The sequence below is a fragment of the Actinopolymorpha alba DSM 45243 genome (genome assembly GCF_000373925.1).
Lineage (GTDB): Bacteria > Actinomycetota > Actinomycetes > Propionibacteriales > Actinopolymorphaceae > Actinopolymorpha > Actinopolymorpha alba.
Window position 1 is genome coordinate 66596 of sequence record NZ_KB892790.1, and the last position, 16575, is coordinate 83170.

The 16575-nt window shown below is 68.0% G+C and carries 19 protein-coding genes, 1 tRNA gene and 1 pseudogene; 12 read left to right on the top strand and 9 right to left on the bottom strand.

Annotated elements, in window-relative coordinates; all coding sequences use genetic code 11:
• Positions 1-429: 429 nt before the first annotated feature.
• Complete coding sequence (locus B141_RS43655) at positions 430-831, bottom strand: STAS domain-containing protein (protein ID WP_020578944.1); 402 nt, start codon at positions 829-831, stop codon at positions 430-432.
• Positions 832-1295: 464 nt separating this feature from the next.
• Between B141_RS43655 and B141_RS0130260 the strand changes: the two genes are divergently transcribed.
• The 8 genes from B141_RS0130260 (at position 1296) to B141_RS0130290 (ending at position 9110) form a co-directional block, all read left to right on the top strand.
• Positions 1296-1628, top strand: a complete 333-nt coding sequence (locus tag B141_RS0130260; RefSeq protein WP_026257682.1) for an ArsR/SmtB family transcription factor — start codon at positions 1296-1298, stop codon at positions 1626-1628.
• 83 nt (positions 1629-1711) lie between these two features.
• A complete protein-coding gene (locus B141_RS0130265) occupies positions 1712-2206 on the top strand; it encodes an NADH-quinone oxidoreductase subunit B family protein (protein ID WP_020578946.1) in 495 nt (164 codons plus the stop codon).
• Entirely contained in the window at positions 2203-2697 is a 495-nt protein-coding gene (locus B141_RS50965; protein WP_202805977.1) for a hypothetical protein, read from the top strand. The genes B141_RS0130265 and B141_RS50965 overlap by 4 nt, the downstream gene beginning before the upstream one ends.
• A 6-nt stretch (positions 2698-2703) precedes the next feature.
• Complete coding sequence (locus B141_RS43660) at positions 2704-4260, top strand: proton-conducting transporter transmembrane domain-containing protein (RefSeq protein ID WP_020578948.1); 1557 nt, start codon at positions 2704-2706, stop codon at positions 4258-4260.
• On the top strand, positions 4257-5207 hold the full coding sequence (locus tag B141_RS0130275; RefSeq protein WP_020578949.1) for a respiratory chain complex I subunit 1 family protein: 951 nt from the start codon (positions 4257-4259) through the stop codon (positions 5205-5207). Before B141_RS43660 ends, B141_RS0130275 begins: the two co-directional genes overlap by 4 nt.
• Positions 5208-5231: 24 nt before the next feature.
• A complete protein-coding gene (locus B141_RS0130280; protein WP_020578950.1) occupies positions 5232-5894 on the top strand; it encodes a hypothetical protein in 663 nt (220 codons plus the stop codon).
• 76 nt (positions 5895-5970) lie between these two features.
• Positions 5971-7491, top strand: a complete 1521-nt coding sequence (locus tag B141_RS0130285; RefSeq protein ID WP_020578951.1) for a proton-conducting transporter transmembrane domain-containing protein — start codon at positions 5971-5973, stop codon at positions 7489-7491.
• On the top strand, positions 7488-9110 hold the full coding sequence (locus tag B141_RS0130290) for a hydrogenase large subunit (protein WP_020578952.1): 1623 nt from the start codon (positions 7488-7490) through the stop codon (positions 9108-9110). The genes B141_RS0130285 and B141_RS0130290 overlap by 4 nt, the downstream gene beginning before the upstream one ends.
• Here B141_RS0130290 and B141_RS43665 read toward each other — a convergent pair.
• Together B141_RS43665 and B141_RS0130300 are read right to left on the bottom strand one after the other, a co-directional pair.
• Positions 9107-9523, bottom strand: coding sequence for an IS3 family transposase (locus B141_RS43665; RefSeq protein ID WP_020578953.1), 417 nt, complete (start codon positions 9521-9523; stop codon positions 9107-9109). The two genes, B141_RS0130290 and B141_RS43665, sit on opposite strands and share 4 nt — an antisense overlap.
• A gap of 186 nt (positions 9524-9709) precedes the next feature.
• Positions 9710-10081, bottom strand: a complete 372-nt coding sequence (locus B141_RS0130300; RefSeq protein WP_020578954.1) for a GntR family transcriptional regulator — start codon at positions 10079-10081, stop codon at positions 9710-9712.
• A 132-nt stretch (positions 10082-10213) separates the two neighbouring features.
• Between B141_RS0130300 and B141_RS52415 the strand changes: the two genes are divergently transcribed.
• The gene (locus B141_RS52415; protein ID WP_020578955.1) at positions 10214-10342 is read left to right on the top strand and encodes a hypothetical protein; all 129 of its coding nucleotides are present in this window, start codon (positions 10214-10216) and stop codon (positions 10340-10342) included.
• Positions 10339-10542: a zinc finger domain-containing protein gene (locus B141_RS0130310; protein WP_020578956.1), complete on the top strand. Its 204-nt coding sequence runs from the start codon at positions 10339-10341 to the stop codon at positions 10540-10542. The genes B141_RS52415 and B141_RS0130310 overlap by 4 nt, the downstream gene beginning before the upstream one ends.
• Before the next feature lie 192 nt (positions 10543-10734).
• On the opposite strand, the gene B141_RS43670 is transcribed toward B141_RS0130310, so the two are convergent.
• The 5 genes from B141_RS43670 to B141_RS48795 all read right to left on the bottom strand — a co-directional run bounded on the left by B141_RS43670 (position 10735) and on the right by B141_RS48795 (position 14069).
• Entirely contained in the window at positions 10735-11079 is a 345-nt protein-coding gene (locus B141_RS43670) for a helix-turn-helix domain-containing protein (protein WP_020578957.1), read from the bottom strand.
• A 101-nt stretch (positions 11080-11180) separates the two neighbouring features.
• The gene (locus B141_RS0130320; RefSeq protein ID WP_020578958.1) at positions 11181-11531 is read right to left on the bottom strand and encodes a type II toxin-antitoxin system RelE/ParE family toxin; all 351 of its coding nucleotides are present in this window, start codon (positions 11529-11531) and stop codon (positions 11181-11183) included.
• Positions 11528-12853, bottom strand: a complete 1326-nt coding sequence (locus tag B141_RS0130325; RefSeq protein ID WP_157181413.1) for a tyrosine-type recombinase/integrase — start codon at positions 12851-12853, stop codon at positions 11528-11530. Before B141_RS0130325 ends, B141_RS0130320 begins: the two co-directional genes overlap by 4 nt.
• 96 nt (positions 12854-12949) lie before the next feature.
• A tRNA-Thr gene (locus B141_RS0130330) sits at positions 12950-13022 on the bottom strand.
• 120 nt (positions 13023-13142) lie between these two features.
• A complete protein-coding gene (locus tag B141_RS48795) occupies positions 13143-14069 on the bottom strand; it encodes a hypothetical protein (RefSeq protein WP_051114223.1) in 927 nt (308 codons plus the stop codon).
• Between the two features lie 162 nt (positions 14070-14231).
• Between B141_RS48795 and B141_RS48090 the strand changes: the two are divergent.
• A pseudogene (locus tag B141_RS48090) lies at positions 14232-14402 on the top strand (LysR family transcriptional regulator); the annotation flags it as partial.
• A 158-nt stretch (positions 14403-14560) separates the two neighbouring features.
• Positions 14561-15112 carry a LysR family substrate-binding domain-containing protein gene (locus B141_RS46400; RefSeq protein ID WP_237742851.1) on the top strand — a complete coding sequence of 184 codons (552 nt, stop codon included), beginning with the start codon at positions 14561-14563 and terminating at the stop codon, positions 15110-15112.
• A gap of 31 nt (positions 15113-15143) precedes the next feature.
• On the opposite strand, the gene B141_RS0130350 is transcribed toward B141_RS46400, so the two are convergent.
• On the bottom strand, positions 15144-16259 hold the full coding sequence (locus B141_RS0130350; RefSeq protein ID WP_020578961.1) for a LacI family DNA-binding transcriptional regulator: 1116 nt from the start codon (positions 16257-16259) through the stop codon (positions 15144-15146).
• Positions 16260-16575 lie beyond the last annotated feature (316 nt).

Below are 16575 nucleotides of genomic sequence, written 5' to 3' on the forward strand. Positions count from 1 at the left end.
CACAGGAAGGACAGATCCAAAATGTGCGAAAGCACCCCGGTAACGGAAGCTCCTCGTACCTCGTCGGGGTCGAGCAGGTCGAGGTAGCCGGCCGCTCGCTCTCAGCCGGCCATGGCGCTCTCGGTCAACCGGAGGCCAGCCGTGGCTGACCCATGTCACCCAGCTGACGCGCCCCGGCCCCTGCACGGGTCGGGGCGCCTTAGCTTAGTGTCCGTGCACTGTAGCCAGATGCGTATGCATGTCAGAACCGCGGCCATGGGTGGCGAACTGGGGCGCTACGAAGGGGACGGACGGTGATCGGCCGGACCTCGCGCGGCTGGCCGCAGCGGCGCATGACCTCATGCTCGTCTGGGATCGGACTGGGAGCCAGCTCATAAGGCATGGTTCTGAGGCGTTGCGACGCTGGCATTGGTCCATGCAACCCGCGTCTTAGCCGCTGTGTGTGTTGTCAGGATCGCTCGTTGGGGGGACGGTGGGCTCCAGATTTGGGGCGCTGCCTAGCGTGGCGAGGGCGGTTTCGATGTCGGGGTAGACGGTGATGGCCTCGCAGGGGTTGCCCTTCGGCATTGGCTCGGCGATGAGGCGGGGGCCGCAGAGTGTCAGGGGCCGATTGTGTAAGGCGAGGCGTGTGGCGGCGTCGAGGACAGCGGTTTCGCCCTCTGCGCTCCAGCCGTGTAGGTCGGTGAGGTCGAGGATGATGGGGCCGGTTCCGCGGGCGAGCGCCCAGCCGATTGCTCCAGCGAACTTGTCGATAGCACGCTCGCCGAGGTAGCCGGTGAGGCGGAGGACGGCGACGCCGCACCGAGCTTCGTGTTGCCATTCGAGGGTCACGGGCACCGCTCCTTGCCGGTGTCGTTGTCCTGGTCTGTTGGTGGACGTGAGGGTCCGGCTGCCTGATTCGCGGGAAGTAGGCGGAAGGTCCCGCCTCCGTTGAACTGAAGGAGACGGGGGTGGCCGCAGCGGGGACAGCCGATGGCCGTGGCGTGGGCGGCTGGGCTGAACACTGCTCGGCAGGCGAGGCAGAGAAGTCGTACGGCGTTCGCGCCGAGGATCGGCGTCACTCGCATCTCTACCCCCTTAAGACCTAGCGCATATGCGAAGGTTCGCAATTGCTATAGTACGCTTGACTGGCCGGCGCGCTTCGAGGGCCGTGCGGTGAACTGCTGTCGTGGAGGGTGTGCGGTGCGGATTGAGCTGTTCGTCCTCCTCACCGTCGCGTCCGCGGGCGGCGTGCGTTCAGGGGGCGAGGGTGCTTTGGTGCGCGCGGCAGGGGAGCGTCTGCGGGGGTGGTTGCGGTGACCGCGCCGCTGTATCAGTTGAAGGCTGAGTTCTTCAAGACGTTGGGGCATCCGGCCCGGATTCGGGTGTTGGAGCTGCTCAGTGAGCGTGAGCACTCGGTGGCGGAGATGCTGCCGGAGGTCGGTATCGAGCCGCCGAATCTGTCGCAGCAGTTGGCGGTGTTACGGCGGGCCAATCTGGTGGTGTCCCGCAAGGAAGGGTCGACGGCCTACTACCGGTTGACCAGTCCGCAGGTGGCTGAGCTGTTGGCGGTCGCGCGGGCGATCTTGACGGGCGTTCTGTCGGGTCAGATGGAGCTGCTGGAAGACCTGCGGGCAGCCGAGGCATAGGTCTCGACGAACCGCTCCGTGTTGTGGGTGTGCTGGCACATCGGCGTGCCGACGGAACGTTGGGGTTGGCACTAGGGAGAGTCGTGGGCGTTGCCAGGGGTTTGCTGCGCCGGATCCGGGCGACAGGGCGGATTGCCGAGCCGGCGCCGGCCGCGGCGCCGGAAGGTCTGCCCGAGGGTGTGGGCGATCTGGCGGGCTCGGTGCAGGTTCGGCATGTCGATGCCGGGTCGTGCAATGGGTGCGAGATCGAGATCGGGCAGGCGTTCGGTCCGGTGTATGACGCCGAGCGGTATGGCGCGCGGCTGGTGGCCTCGCCCCGTCATGCTGATGCGCTGCTGGTGACTGGGCCGGTGACCCGCAACATGGCGGAGCCGTTGCGCCGTACCTATGAAGCGGTTCCGGGTCCGAAGCGGGTGGTCGCGGTCGGTGACTGTGCGCGGAACTGTGGTGTGTTCGCGGGTGCGTACGGCGTGGTGGGCGCGGTCGGCGATGTCGTACCCGTTGACGTCGAGGTGCCAGGCTGTCCGCCGCCACCGGACGCGATCGTCGCGGCGCTGCGGGGGTTGACCGGTCGATGAACCTCGCAGGTGTGGGGTTGGCGGCTTCGCTTGGCATAGCTGGGCTGGGCGCGCTGACGGCCGTGGTATTGGGCGAGCGTGCCCGGGTAGTGATCGCCGGCGCTTGTACGGCGGTCAGCGGGATCGCCGCGGTCATCGCCGGTATCGCGGCGCTGGCAGGGCAGTCATTCGCGGTGGAACTGCCGGATCTGCTCCCGTTGTTTGGCGTACGGCTCGTGCTCGATCCGCTGGGCGGGCTGTTCGTCGCGGTCACCGGTGGCGTCGCGGTCGCCGCGGCTATCTATGGGATCGGCTATTCCCGGCACGGGTTGTCCGGGCGCGGGGTGCAGGCGCTGCTGCCGTTGTTTGTCGCGGCCATGGTGCTGGTGCCGGTCGCGGCGAGTGTCGGCACGTTCCTGCTGTGTTGGGAATTGATGGCATTGGCCTCGCTCTTGCTCGTGGTGGCAGAGCACCGCCGGCGGGCGGCGGTGGCCGACGCTGGCCTGTGGTAGGCGGTGATGACCCATTTCGGCGTGGTGGCGATCGTGATCGGGCTGATGCTGTTCATCGCCCACGCCTCGAGCGACACGTTCGCGTCTTTACGGCAGGCTGGCGCAGAGCTTTCACCCGCGGTCAGGAGCACCATTTTTCTCGCGGTTCTGGTGGGGTTCGCGTCGAAAGCAGGAGCGGTTCCGTTGCATGCGTGGCTACCGCGGGCTCATCCCGAGGCGCCGAGCCAGGTGTCGGCGTTGATGTCGGCGGCGATGGTCAATCTCGGCGTCTATGGCATCGTCCGGGTCGGATTCGACCTGCTGGGTGGTGGGCCGCGGTGGTGGTGGCTACTCGTTCTCGTCGTCGGCGCGGTATCGGCGGTGTATGGCATCTTGCAGGCGGCGATGACTTCCGATCTGAAGCGGCTGCTGGGTTATTCCACGACTGAGAACCTGGGGCTGGTTCTCATCGGAGTCGGTGCCGCCGGTGTGTTCGCCTCCGCTGGCGCCCACGTCCTAGCTGGACTCGCGCTCACCGCCGCTCTGCTGCATGTGATCAACCACGCCGCATTCAAGACGTTGCTCTTCCTGTCTGCCGGATCGGTCCTGCACGCAACTGGACTTCGTGACCTGGATGGATTGGGTGGGCTGCGGGCTCGGATGCCAGTCACCACCGGGTTATTCGCGGTGGGAGCACTCGCGGCGTCCGCATTGCCATTGGGTAATGCGTTTGTCAGCGAGTGGCTGCTGTTGCAGAGCTTGGTTCATGGGCTGCCGGTGTCGGGGGTGGCGACCGCCATCACCATGCCGGCGGCGGTGGCGGTGGTAGCGCTGACGGCCGGACTTGCGGTGGCGACCTTCGTGAAGGCATTCGGTATCGGCTTCCTGGCACGGCCGCGTAGTAGCGCCGCCGAGCGGGCGACGGAAAGTCCGGTCAGCATGCGTGTCGGGATGGGTCTCGCTGCCCTGGCCTGTGTGGCGCTGGCCGTTGTGCCCGCGATGGTGATGCCGGGGCTGGCCCGGGCCGCCGGCGCGGCCGACTCGATGCTGGGGGAGCCGGCGGTCCGGGGTGCGGTGACGCTGCGGCTGGCTGGGTTCGCAGGTTCGTTGTCGCCGCTGCTTGTGACGGCGGCGCTGCTCGTAGGTGTGGCCGCGGTCGTGGCCGGGCTGCGGCTGGCCACGGTACGCCGCACCCGGCACGGACGCCTGACACACCGCGCACGCCCAACTCGTCGAGACGCACGGCTGTGGGACTGCGGCGCTGGTCCGCTGACCGCCCGGATGGAGTACACCGCGACGTCCTTCGCTGAACCCCTGCAGCGGGTCTTCGACGATGTACTCGAACCCGAACAGGATGTTGACGTCACCCACCTGCAGGAGTCCCGCTACCTCGTGGACAGCATCGAGTATCGGCGCCGGGTGCCCGATCGGATCGAACGCCGGCTCTACCAGCCGCTGCTCGCGTTCGCGCGGGCGTGGGGTCAGGCCGGTCGGCAGCTTGCGACTGGCAGCGTGCACCGCTACCTCGGCTACGGCTTCTACGCTGTTGCCGGGCTTCTCGTCGTGTTGGCGGTGACGCGGTGACCGGCGTGACAGGGGCGTTGGGCGCCGTCCTGCAGGTCGCCGTCATTGCCGTCGGCTCGCCGTATCTGGTTGGTGCGATGCGGCAGGTACGAGCCCGCCTGGAAGGGCGGGCCGGCCCAGACGTTGCCCAGCCGTGGCGGGATCTGCGCAAGCTGCTACGCAAGGAATCCTTGACACCGCACGGGACCAGCGAGGTGTTCCGGCTCACTCCGGCGGTCCTTGTCGCCAGCACTGTGTTGGTGGCCGCAGTGGCGCCGTTTCTTACCACCGCGTCGCCGCTGGATCCCGTTGCGGATCTGTTCGCCGTGGTGGCGTTACTAACCTTGGGTACGGTCGCGCTGGCGCTGGCCGGTATCGATACGGGTACCGCGTTCGGTGGGATGGGCGCCAGCCGGGAGATGACCATCACCGCGCTGGTGGAGCCCACTCTGCTGGTCGCCATCTTCGCGCTGTCGGTACCGGTCGGCTCCACCAACCTGGGCGCGATCGTCAACTCGACCTTGCACGATCCGGCCCGGGTGGTGTCCCCGGTCAGTTTGCTCGCGGCCGTCGCGCTCGCTGTCGCGATCATCGCCGAGACCGGCCGGCTGCCGGTGGACAACCCGTCCACGCATCTGGAGTTGACGATGGTGCATGAGGCGATGGTGCTGGAGTACGCCGGGCCCGACCTCGCGCTGGTCGAGTGGGCCTCGGCGATGCGGTTGACGGTGTTCCTCGGGCTGCTCGCGAACCTGTTCGCCCCGTGGGGAATCGCCACCGGATCAGGCCTGGCCGGGCTGGTCCTGGCGGTCATCGTCTTCGCCGTCAAGGTGGGGTTGCTTGGCCTCCTACTCGCGGTCGGCGAAGTGTTCCTGGCCAAGCTGCGCCTGTTCCGGGTACCCGAGCTGTTGGCCGGGTCGTTCCTGCTTGCCCTGCTTGCCGTTGCCGCGTCCTTCTTCCTCGCCTAGGCACCAACGTTCGGTGGAAAGCTGATGACCCAGACCACGTTCTCACAACTCCTCTACCTGGCTTGCGGGGCGTTCCTGCTCGCGGCCGTGCTGGTGCTATGGCGCCGGGAACTGGCGGCGATCGTCCGCCTGTTCGCCCTACAGGGCGTCGCGCTGACCGGCATCGTCGCTGTTCTCGCCGCCCATGAACGCTCGCTGGAGCTGGGGCTGGTCGCCGCGGGTATCGCGGGGCTGCGTGCGGTGCTGCTGCCGTACCTGGTCCGGCGAGCACTCGACCGCGCCGGGCCCGGCCGGGAGACCAAGCCGCTGGTCAACGTGGCCGCGTCCCTGCTGGCCGCGGCGGTCCTCACCTTGGTGGCATACGCCGTGTCCCAGCCGCTCATCGCGCTCGCTCCCTCCCCGGCCACCCGCGCGGTGCCGGTCGGCCTTGCGGTGGTGCTGATTGGGTTCTTCGTTCTGGTCACCCGACGACGAGCGCTGTCCCAGGTGGTCGGGTTCTTGCTGATCGACAACGGCATCACCGCCATCGCCTTCCTCACCACCGCGGGCGTTCCACTCATCGTCGAACTCGGCGTCTCCCTCGACGTGCTGTTCGCCGCGCTTGTCCTGCAGGTGCTCACCACCCGGATGCGGGCGACGTTCGGCCATACCGACCTGGATGAGCTGAGGGAGCTACGCGACGCATGAGCGAGCCAAGCGAGCGAACCATTCAGTACAGCGAGTGGCGTGCCCCATGGGCGCCCGGAGCGGAGCGAGGACGCGGATGAGCTTCACCCTGCTGATGCTTGCTCCGGTGCTGATCCCGGCCCTGGGTGCGGTGACGTGCGCCGTGTTCGGCTGGCGCCGCGCAACCGCGTGGATTGGCGTTGCCTGCGCTGCGGCGGTCCTGGCCGCCGGAGTCGTGCTCGCGGCCGAAACCACGCTCACCGGGCCGCGTACGAGTCTTGGCGGACAGCTGCGGGTGGACGCGCTGAGCGCGTTCATGCTGATCGTGATCGGGGCGATCTCGGTGCTCGCCACAGCGGCCAGCCCGGCCTGGCTGCGCACCGAGATCACTGCGGGCCGGGCCAACCACCGGAGCGCCCGGTGGCACAGCCTGCTGGTCCAGGCGTTCGTGGCGGCCATGGCGCTGGCGGTGCTCGCCGCGAACCTCGGCACCGTGTGGGTCGCGGTCGAGGCCACCACGATCATCACCGCGTTCCTGGTCGGGCAGCGGCGCACACGCGCAGCGGTCGAGGCGGGGTGGAAGTACGTCGTGATCTGCTCGGTCGGCATCGCGCTCGCCTTCCTCGGTGCGGTACTCCTCAACTACGCCTCGGCCCATGCCGGAGCCGCTGGCGCAGGGTTGGCGGGGAACCGCCTGGACTGGGCGGCACTCGCCGCCGGAGCGCACAGCCTCGACCCGGGAGTCACCCGCATCGCGGTGGCGCTGCTGATCATCGGATTCGGCACCAAAGCGGGCCTCGCTCCCCTGCATGCCTGGCTCCCCGACGCGCACGGGCAGGCACCGGCACCCGTTTCCGCGCTGATGTCTGGGGTGTTGTTGTCGGTCGCGTTCTACGCGATCCTTCGGGTGAAGGTGATCGCGGACGCCGCTCTCGGGGTGGCCTTCACCCGAACCCTGTTGGCCGTGATCGCCCTTGCCACATTGGCGATCGCCGCGTCACTGCTACTCGCCCAACGCGACTACAAGCGGATGCTGGCCTACTCCAGCATCGAGCACATGGGGTTGCTCGCGCTCGGTGCGGCGGCGGGAAGCCGGCTTGCGCTGGCCGCCGTACTCCTGCACGTTCTCGGACACGGGCTGGGCAAAGCCGTCCTCTTCCTCAGCTCCGGACGCATCCTGCAGGTGACCGGCACGAGCCAGATCGGCAAGGTACGCGGCCTTGCGACCCGTCAACCGCTCCTTGCCGGCTGCTTCGGGCTCGGCGTACTCGCCCTGATTGGTCTGCCGCCGTTCAGCCTGTTCGCGAGCGGCTTCGGTATCGCCCGGGCCGGCTTCGCCGAGGGTCTTGGCTGGGTGACGGCCGCTTCGTTCGTGTTCGTCCTGGTGATCGCAGCGGCCGTGCTCACCCACACAGGTCGAATGCTGCTCGGCCCCCCACCCCCATCCGACGCGCCGGCCACGGACCCCGCCGACCGCGGCGCCGTCAACCTGGCCCTGCCAGCCTCCGGCGCCGTTCCCCTGCTCGTCGGCCTGACCGCCTGCGCCGCCCTCGGTATCACGTTGGGACCGCTGCAACAGCTCCTTCACTCCGCGGCCACCCTTGTGGGGACACCATGACCGACACCGTGAACGACGCCATACCTGACAACGTCTCTGGCAACGGCCACCACGACGCCACGGCGAGCGCCGGCACGGTTACGCAGCCGCACGGGCAACCTGTTGGCCATCGCCGTACCGCTCTCACCATCACGCCCGCGCAGCTGCCCGACCTGGCCGCCGGCCTGCTCAGCGAAGGGTTCCGGGTGGCGCTGGTGGCTGGCCATGATGATGGCGAGAGCCTCCGGGCGGTGTACCTGTTCGTCGCGGCCCAGCCGGACCGCCGGGTGGAGCTGCACCTGCCGCTGGAGGCGGGCAAGCCGCACGTACCCAGCCTGGCCGCCATGTCGTTCCCCGCTGGCCGTTTCGAACGGGAGATGTACGACCTGTTCGGGATCGTCCCCGATGACCACCCCCTGCCGGCTCGCCTGGTGCGGCACTTCCACTGGCCGCGCGGCTGGCACCCGATGCGCCGCGACGCCGGTGATCCGCCTGGGTTCGGTGACATCGAAGGCCCCTATCCGTTTCGGACCGTCGAGGGGCACGGCGTCTATGAGATACCCGTCGGTCCTGTCCACGCCGGGCTTATCGAGCCTGGCCATTTCCGCTTCTCCGTCGTTGGCGAGACGATCCTCAACCTCAAGGCCCGCCTGTGGTTTGTCCACAAGGGCGTGGAGAAGCTCTTCCACGGACGCACACCCGAGGAGGGCATTGAACTCGCCGAACGGATCAGCGGCGACACCGCGGTGGGCCACACCCTGGCCTTCTGCCTGGCCGTCGAGGACGCACTCGGCCTAGACGTGCCACCGGCCGCTTGCGCGACGCGAGCGATCCTGCTCGAACTCGAACGCATCTACAACCACATCACCGACATCGGTGCCCTCTGCAACGACGTCGGCCACGGCATCCTCAACGCCCACGCCCAACACATCCGCGAACAGCTGCTGCGCATCAACGCGCACCTGACCGGGCACCGGCTGCTCCGAGGCGCGATCCGACCCGGCACCGCAAACCTTCGCCAAGCGCCCGACCTAAACCAGCTGGCAGCCATCGCCACCGACATCGACGACATCGCAGGCCTGGCGCTTGGCCACACCGTCGTACGGGAGAGATTCACCGGCACCGCGATCCTCAACAACCAGCAAGCAGCCGACCTCGGAACCCTCGGCTACGTCGCCCGCGCCAGCGGAATCGACATCGACGCCCGACGTGATCACCCGTTCCACCGTCTCGGGCCGAGCTTCGCCGTGCGAACCCACACCGACGGCGATGTCCTCGCCCGATTCCTCGTCCGCGCCGAGGAAATCAAAACCAGCGTCGCAATGATCGCCGAACTTCTCGATGACAACCTCACCTTGACACCGGCGTCGGAGCCGAGCAAGCACACGGGCCACCTCGAGGTACGCGCTGGAACTGCGGCGCAACCACGATCCGGTGTCGGCATCGCCGAAGGCTGGCGCGGCACCATCACCCACCGAGTCGAACTCGACACCCACGGCGTCCTCACCCGAGTCAAAGTCGTCGACCCGTCATTCTTCAACTGGCCAGCACTACCCGTCGCCCTCGCCGACACGATCGTCCCCGACTTCCCCCTCACCAACAAAAGCTTCAACCTCTCCTACGCCGGCAACGACCTCTAGGCCGCTTCCACGACAGTTTCAGGTGGTGGGGAGAACCGGCGGCCCGCAAGGTCGGGGGCCTTGCGCGCACTCGCGTTCTGCTTCGTCGTGCAACGGCGTTTTCTGCGCCGTCTGGCCACCAGATTCTGTTCGGCCATCAACACGGCCACGGTGTTCTTGCTCACCGCCCACCCCATCTCCACCAGGTCGGCCTCCACCAGGTCGGCATGGATACCTGGGGAACCCGCGCAGCCCTTCCGCTGGTGGAACCGCCCCCTGACCAGCGCAGCCAGTACCCTGCGCCTGGCCCTACGCGGCGAGGTGTCCTCACCTACCCACTTGTAGAACCAGGATGTGGAAACCCCCAACGCCCGGCAGGCCACCGCATGGGGTATCCCGTGCTCGCTCCTCTGAGCGGCGATGAACCTGGCCACGCTTACTGGCCCATCGCTTCTTTCACCCAGAGGGCCACGGCTCCGGCGCGAGCTTCGAGTTCCTACGCCCGCACGATCTACGGCTCCCAGAACAGCAGGCGTCAGCACAGGCCTCGCCAGCCGTCCGGGCGGCGGCCTCCCTGGAACTCACAGGCGGCGACTTGCCGCTTCGCGTGTGGGAACGTGTCAGGTGCCGCGCAGGATCACGGTGTCGGCCGGGTACTGCTCGGTGGTGCCGTCGGTGCGGGTGACGACGACCTGGGGCAGGCCTTCGCCGAGCCTTACGGTCGCTTCGTCGCCGCGCCGGAGCCGGACCGGCCGCGGTTCACCACGATCCCGGACAACCCAGCCCAGCCCACGCACCGGCTCGACCAGACCTTCACCCCTGAGCACGCCGAGCGCGGCGCGTACGGCCGTGCGCGCCAGGTCGTAGTGCTGGCCCAGCGCGGCTTCGCTGGGCAGCTGGTCTCCGGCCTCGAACTCGCCAGCGGCGATCCTGTCGCGGAGCAGGTCGGCCAGCTGGCGGAACAGTGCCCGGTCGGCGTGCGGGTCGATCATCGTTCCGTGACGCTATGTCCGCCTCACAGCCTGGGTGGTTGTCCCCACAACCCCCTAGGCCTACAGTTCAACCGTAGGTTCGGCGGCCGGAGGTGGCCGCCGGACCCCACCTGAAGGTAAAAGGGGGACGGGGTGGACCAGCCGGGGCAGACGGAGCAGTTGGCGCAGGTCGCCCGCGAGGCAATCCAGGCAGTCCGTGACGGACAGACCGCCGTTGCCGTCGCCATCCTCGAACGCGCGGCCGGCATCGGCGAACGATGACCGAGGAACCGATCAGCGAGGCTGACCAGAAGACCCTCCGCCGGGTACTCGCCCGGCCGTGCGGCTTCTGTGGTGCAACGGTCGACGAATGGTGTCAGACCGCGGCCGGCACGCTGCTCGACCACCTGGACGCTCAGCACCTCACGCGACGGTTGGGCCGCGCCAAATCGACTCCCTTGATCAGCGGGACGACGCAGTGACCCGCGACACGGCGTGGGCCCCGGTCGCCCTGGTCGTGCTCATCGTCGGCACGACTATCGCCGGCCGGCCGTAGAACGGCCCCTCACGTCGACCTTCGCGCAACCCCGTGATCGAACTTCTCCGTTTCATGGCCAGGCCAGCAGGCGTGAGACCAGTCGTCCGGGGCTGGACGGCCCTCTCGGTGCGCCTGATCACGCGGCCGATCGCTTGCGCGCGGGCGGCTTCGACGTAACCTTCTTCGTTCCGGCTGGGCCTTGAATCGTCACGTCCAGTCGCCCACCAACCGCCCGGACATAACGCTGGAGGGTGCTGAACTGCGGATCGGTCGCTCCACTTTCCAACTCCGACACCGCCGACTGAGTGCTCCCCATCGCTCGAGCAACCTCAGCCTGACTCCTGCGGCTCTCCTTGCGGAGACGCACGCAACGGGCGAGGAGATCCGCACGAGCCTGCGCATCCTCATAGGCCGCGGCGAACGCGGGATCATTCCGCTGCTCGTCGAGGAAAAGGTCCAGATCATCCCGGCGCGAGCCCACGTCTGGCACTCCTCTATGTCCGATTTGCCCAACACGCCCGACTGGAGGCTACCTGAGGTCCGGAACCATGATATCGGTTGTAACCGATAACCGCAGCATGCTCAGACGCGGCGGCCACGCCAATCACGGAGCCGACGCTCAGCGAGCCTTCTGGCCGGCGGCGGCAGCTTTCTGTCCTTCTTCTGGAACACATGCAGGCCGAGCAGGATGTGATCGCGGGCGCCTTCCCTGGCGTAGAGCATCCGGTAGGTGCAGCCATCCAGGAAGACCCGCACGGCGAGCAGGTCACCGTCGAGGTGTTCTTGCTCGTACGGGAAATGCTCGCGACGCGCGACACGCTTCATCGCTTCGGCCACGGCAGCTCGCGCCTGTACGCCCAGCGACTCAAGCTCCTCGCGGACGACATCTCTGCCGTTAGTTGTGCGGTAGAAGCGCCAACGGACCGCGCTCACGTGACGGTTCCCCGAGGCCAGCCAGCCTCCTCCTCCGAATCAGCCGCAGCCGAGCCTGTCCCTGGTGATCTCGCCTGCCGTGCCGGCATCACCCTGCGAGCGAGGATGTCGGCGGCGAGCTTGTCTGATTCGGCGACCCAGGCGGTGTAGACGCGGAGCGTAGTCGTTCCTCCTCCGCCGTGACCGAGGCGTCCAGCTACCGTGCGGACGTCCACGCCGGCGGTGATGAGTTCAGTCGCGGAGTAGTGCCGCAAGGCATGCAGATGGGTATCGATGCCGAGCCGATCAACCATCGCTTTGTAGCGGTGGCTCACCCCGTCGGGATCGCACGGACGGGCGTGATCGGGCTGGTAGGAGAACACGAACGCATCATCTCGTGGACCCTCGTCGAGAACCCGTACCTGCTCTTCGTAGCGGTCGCGGTGTACGCGTAGGAGTTGACAGGTGTCGTCGTCGAGCGCGATCCGACGAATCTGGTGGGTCTTGGTGTCCTTCTCGATGCCGTCAACGTAGTTGCGGCGGATCTCAAGCATGCCGGTGTCAAGGTGGACGTCGTGCCACCGAAGGGCGACGATCTCGCCACGCCGGGCGCCGGTAATCATGGTCAGCCAGACCAGCGTGCCCCAGGCCTGGTCCTGCCCCATGGCGGCCTCGACCAGTTGCGCTGCCTGTTTCGGTGTCGGCGGTTTCGGCGCGGGCTTCGGCTGCCTGGGCTTCTTGGTGACCTCGGCGGGGTTGTTCTGAATCCATCCCCACCTCACCGCAGTCGACAATGCTCCGCTGATGATGACGTGCGTCTCTCGAATCGTCGACGCGGCATACGGCCGACACACATGCGCCTTGCACGTACGCCTTGTCGACTTGTCGTCGGCATGGCAGTCGTGCGGTTTGCTCGTTCGATGCTCGACGTTCGGCTTTCCATCACAACGTGCCCTACACCGGCGAAGCTCGGCATAGAACTCCTCCAGCACCCGAGGGGTGATCTTCGCAACCGGCACGTGCCCAAGGGCCGGCTTGATCCTGGTCTCCGCCGCGCGGCGGTACCCGGCGAGGGTGCTGGGGTCGGCCTCGTGCACCTTCAGCCAGGCATCGAGGACGTACGCGAGAGTCGCCTTGGTGGCGGCCTGGCGTTGTTGATCGACCTGGGCGAGAAGGCGGGTCCGGATCTTCTCGGCCTTGCGCTCGTCGCGGGTGGACTCGGTGAGGTAGCTGTCCTTGCCGGTCAGAGGGTCGACGCCGGCGTAAACCCGGACCTGGAATGAGTTTCCCCGCTTGCGCACGGACGCGCGAGTCCGGGGCGTTCGTCCGGCTTTGCCTGGCATGAGGAAAGTGTACTCGTGGACAGAGCCATGGACAGTACTCGGACGTGGGGAGGAAGAAGGCCAGGTCGAATGCCGTCTGACCTGGCCTTTTATCTGAGCCAGCGAGGGGACTTGAACCCCTAACCGCCCGATTACAAGTCGGGTGCGCTACCAATTGCGCCACGCTGGCGGGACGGGGGTCAGCCTAGCCGCGCTCCCGTCCCGTCCAGCGCCCGGCCCGCGCGTGTGCGGCGACGGTCCAGGCCCCGGCTACACCACAGAAACCGGCCGGCACTGCGACCCGGCCCAATCAGGAGCCAGGCGCCTTCGTCGTACCCCAGTCCACGGTCGCCCGGGGGGTCGGCATGATCTCCTGCCCTGTCACGAACTGCGTGAAATAGCCGAAGTCATACGCCGGAGCCGGCTTGGCCGTCAGGTAGCTCACCGGGACGCCAGCGACCGTTGTCGTCGCGCCGAAGTCCAGGACGAAGCGCGCGGTCGAGGCCCGCTCCATCGGCGGGGTGTCGCTCGGCGGGATGATCTCGTCCTTGCCGAACCCGTACGTCCGCGCGTGCGGGCCGGTCACCTTCTCGATGGTCTGGACGAGGGTGATCCCGGCAACGTGGACGAAGACCGCGGGATAGCCGTGCGCCCACCCGTTGAGCGCGTACACCTCGGCCGGCTCGGGTTGTGGTTCGCCGGCTGGCACCCAGGGGACGTACAAGCCCGAGCCGATCTGCGATCCCGCTGGACACGCCGACGGCCCGCGCTCCTTGAGCGCCTCGAGCGAGCAAGTGGGGAACGCCCACGCGTTGATGCCGATCTTCTTGTCGAAGGTGATCACGAATCTGCGGACCGGCGCGGGCTTCTCGCCCGTGAGGGTACGACTCGACCGGTCGAAGCGCACCCTGACTCCGGTCGCCGTCCCCGCCACCCGCTCCATCGTGACGTCAACCGTGTCTGTCGTCACCGGGCCGGGTACGTCGGGCTCGTACGGCCGCTGCGGCCCGTGCGGCGTCGGGTCGGAAATCTGTCCCGAGGAACCCACGCCAGGCACACCGGCCGCACCAACTGCGCCGGCCGCGCCAGGCACACCGGCCGCGCCGACAGCACCCGCCGGAGCGGCCGGACCAATCGCGACCGGCCCGGTGACGACGCCCGTCACCGCGACCGCCGCCCCGGCCAGCCGCCACCCCCGTCGTGCCCGAGCCATCCGCATCAGGGTTGTGCTTGTCATGTGGAACGTCCTTTCACCGTTGAGATCTCACGCGGTGCGCCAGCCGGACGAGAGCAGCCAGCCCACGCCCGGTAGCGCCCACCTGCCATCCCACGTGGACGTTCACGAATCGTCCAAGACCGATTCCTGATCGCACGATCAAGCCCGTTTATCATTGCCCAGATGGAGCTTCGAACCCTTCGCTACTTTGTCGCGGTCGCCGAGGAGCTCCATTTCGGACGGGCCGCCGAACGCCTGCGACTTTCCCAGCCGGCGCTCAGCTACGCCATCAAGGCGATGGAACGCGAACTCGGCGTGACGTTGCTCCACCGCGACTCCCGCAAGGTGTCCTTGACAGCCGCCGGAATCGCTGTCCTGGAACGCGCCAGGGAAACGCTCGCCACCGCCGAGTCCGTGCATTCGATCGCCGAACTCCACCGCACCGGCGGCACCGGCGAGCTCGCGATCGGCTTCATGGGCAACGAACTCGCCCTCCCGCCGTCGACAGCCTGCTGCGCGCCTTCCGCGCCGACAATCCCGGCGTCTCACTCCGCTACCAACGCTTCGACTATCACCAACAACCCGGCTACCTCGTCGAGCAGCGCGCCGACCTCGGCGTCCTCTGCCTGCCCGTGCCCGAGGATGCCGGTCTCACGATCGTGCCGCTGATGACGGAGCCGCGTCAGGTCGTACTGGCCGCTGACCATCCGCTGGCCGGCAAGGAGACCTTGACGTTCGACGACCTGCGGGACCTTCCCACGCTCGAGCATCGGCCCGACGTCGCCCAGGTCTGGACCGACTTCTGGCGGGTCAGCCCGCGGCCGGACGGCCGCACCCCACTCGGCGGACCGGTCGCCAACAGCATGGAGGCGATGCTCGCCGAGGTCGCGACCGGCAGATGCGTGTCCTTCGTCGCGGCGCACCTGCCGCACACCTACCCCCGACCAGACATCGTTGCCAGGGAGGTCGAAGGTCTCACACCAAGGACGCTCGGGCTCGGTTGGCTGGCGAGCAACACCAATCCCGCGCTCAAAGATCTCGTGGCGCTGGCTGAACGCCGGTAGACGAAACGCCGGGTAGACGAACGCCGGTAGATCAGCGAACCCCGTGCGGTGTTCGCGCCGGCCCCGACGACCCGCGTACGACGAGTTCCGGCCGGAAGAGGTACTCCGCGTGCGGCGCCCCATGTCCGTTGATCTCGTCCACCAGCGCCCGGACCGCCGCCAGCCCCATCCCGTGGACCGGCTGCCGCACCGTCGTCAGCGGCGGATCGGTGAACGCGATCAACGGCGAGTCGTCGTACCCCACCACAGAAACGTCCCGAGGCACCTCCAGGCCTCGCTGCCGGCCGGCGCGGATCGCCCCGAGCGCCATCAGGTCGGACCCGCAGACGATCCCGGTGACCCCGGCGTCCAGCAACCGCACCGCCGCCGCGTGCCCACCCTCGACAGAGAAGAGCGACTGCTCCACCACGCCCGTGATCTCGCTGTACGCCGGGTTGGTCAGGCACGCCTGGAACGCCCCGAGCTTGCGCTGCACCGGGACGAAGCGGTCAGGTCCGGACGCGAAGCCGATCCGTCGGTGCCCGAGGTTCACCAGGTGCTGGACGGCCAGCTCGACCGCCACCACATCGTCGGTGGAGACGAACGGCGCGTCCACCGACTCGGCGTACCCGTTCACGAAGACGACCGGAAGCCCACGACCTGTCAACTTCTGGTAGCGCGCGGTGTCAGTCGACAGGTCCGCGTGCAGGCCGGAGACGAAGATGATGCCGGAAACGCCCCGGTCCAGCAGCATCTCGACGTACTCGTCCTCACCCACACCGCCCGGCGTCTGCGTACACAGGACCGGCGTGTAGCCGTGCTGCCCGCACGCGGTCTCGATCACCTGGGCGAACGCGGGAAAGATCGGGTTGTCGAGTTCGGGTACGACCAGACCCACCAGGCCAGCGCTGCGCGGCCGGAGCCGGGCGGGGCGCTCGTAACCGAGGACGTCCAACGCGGTGAGCACGGCCTGCGTGGTCGCCGGACTGACTCCCGGCCGGCCGTTGAGGACGCGCGACACGGTCGCCTCGCTGACCCCGGCCTGCTTGGCGATGTCAAGGAGCCGCGCGCGCTTCGCCGGGCCGGCCGACCCGCCCGCCGCTCCTCCAGACGATGCGGACACACCGGACGACGCGGACACACCGCCGGGCGACGTGCCGGGTCCCATGCCGGGCCTCATGCCGGGCTGCATCCCCTCGGCACCTCCCTCGATGTCCGCTCCGCCTGCGGGCGTACCAACCTCCGGACCATCGACGAGGCGCAGCGGCTGTGCTGAACCCGACGGGTCTTGCTGAAATCCTTCGCAAGGATTGTGCCCCAGTTGCCGTCCGCGAGGGCGCGCTTACCCGACCCAGACGCTCCGGTCGCTCAGCGCAGCCGCCCGCGTACGCTCGGCGCACCGGTGTCCGGCCAGTTCCGGGCTCGTCCACCACTTGACTGATGACATCCAGGTAAACGTCGTGCCACCATGACCCTGCCCGTGG

Excerpts from the sequence above, each read along its gene's own strand:
- B141_RS50965 (WP_202805977.1), top strand. The coding sequence starts at position 2,203 with ATGAACCTCGCAGGTGTGGGGTTGGCGGCTTCGCTTGGCATAGCTGGG.
- B141_RS43660 (WP_020578948.1), top strand. The coding sequence starts at position 2,704 with ATGACCCATTTCGGCGTGGTGGCGATCGTGATCGGGCTGATGCTGTTC.
- B141_RS0130280 (WP_020578950.1), top strand. The coding sequence starts at position 5,232 with ATGACCCAGACCACGTTCTCACAACTCCTCTACCTGGCTTGCGGGGCG.
- B141_RS0130285 (WP_020578951.1), top strand. The coding sequence starts at position 5,971 with ATGAGCTTCACCCTGCTGATGCTTGCTCCGGTGCTGATCCCGGCCCTG.
- B141_RS0130290 (WP_020578952.1), top strand. The coding sequence starts at position 7,488 with ATGACCGACACCGTGAACGACGCCATACCTGACAACGTCTCTGGCAAC.
- B141_RS0130300 (WP_020578954.1), bottom strand. The coding sequence starts at position 10,081 with ATGATCGACCCGCACGCCGACCGGGCACTGTTCCGCCAGCTGGCCGAC.
- B141_RS0130310 (WP_020578956.1), top strand. The coding sequence starts at position 10,339 with ATGACCGAGGAACCGATCAGCGAGGCTGACCAGAAGACCCTCCGCCGG.
- B141_RS0130325 (WP_157181413.1), bottom strand. The coding sequence starts at position 12,853 with ATGCCAGGCAAAGCCGGACGAACGCCCCGGACTCGCGCGTCCGTGCGC.
- B141_RS48795 (WP_051114223.1), bottom strand. The coding sequence starts at position 14,069 with ATGACAAGCACAACCCTGATGCGGATGGCTCGGGCACGACGGGGGTGG.
- B141_RS0130350 (WP_020578961.1), bottom strand. The coding sequence starts at position 16,259 with ATGGGACCCGGCACGTCGCCCGGCGGTGTGTCCGCGTCGTCCGGTGTG.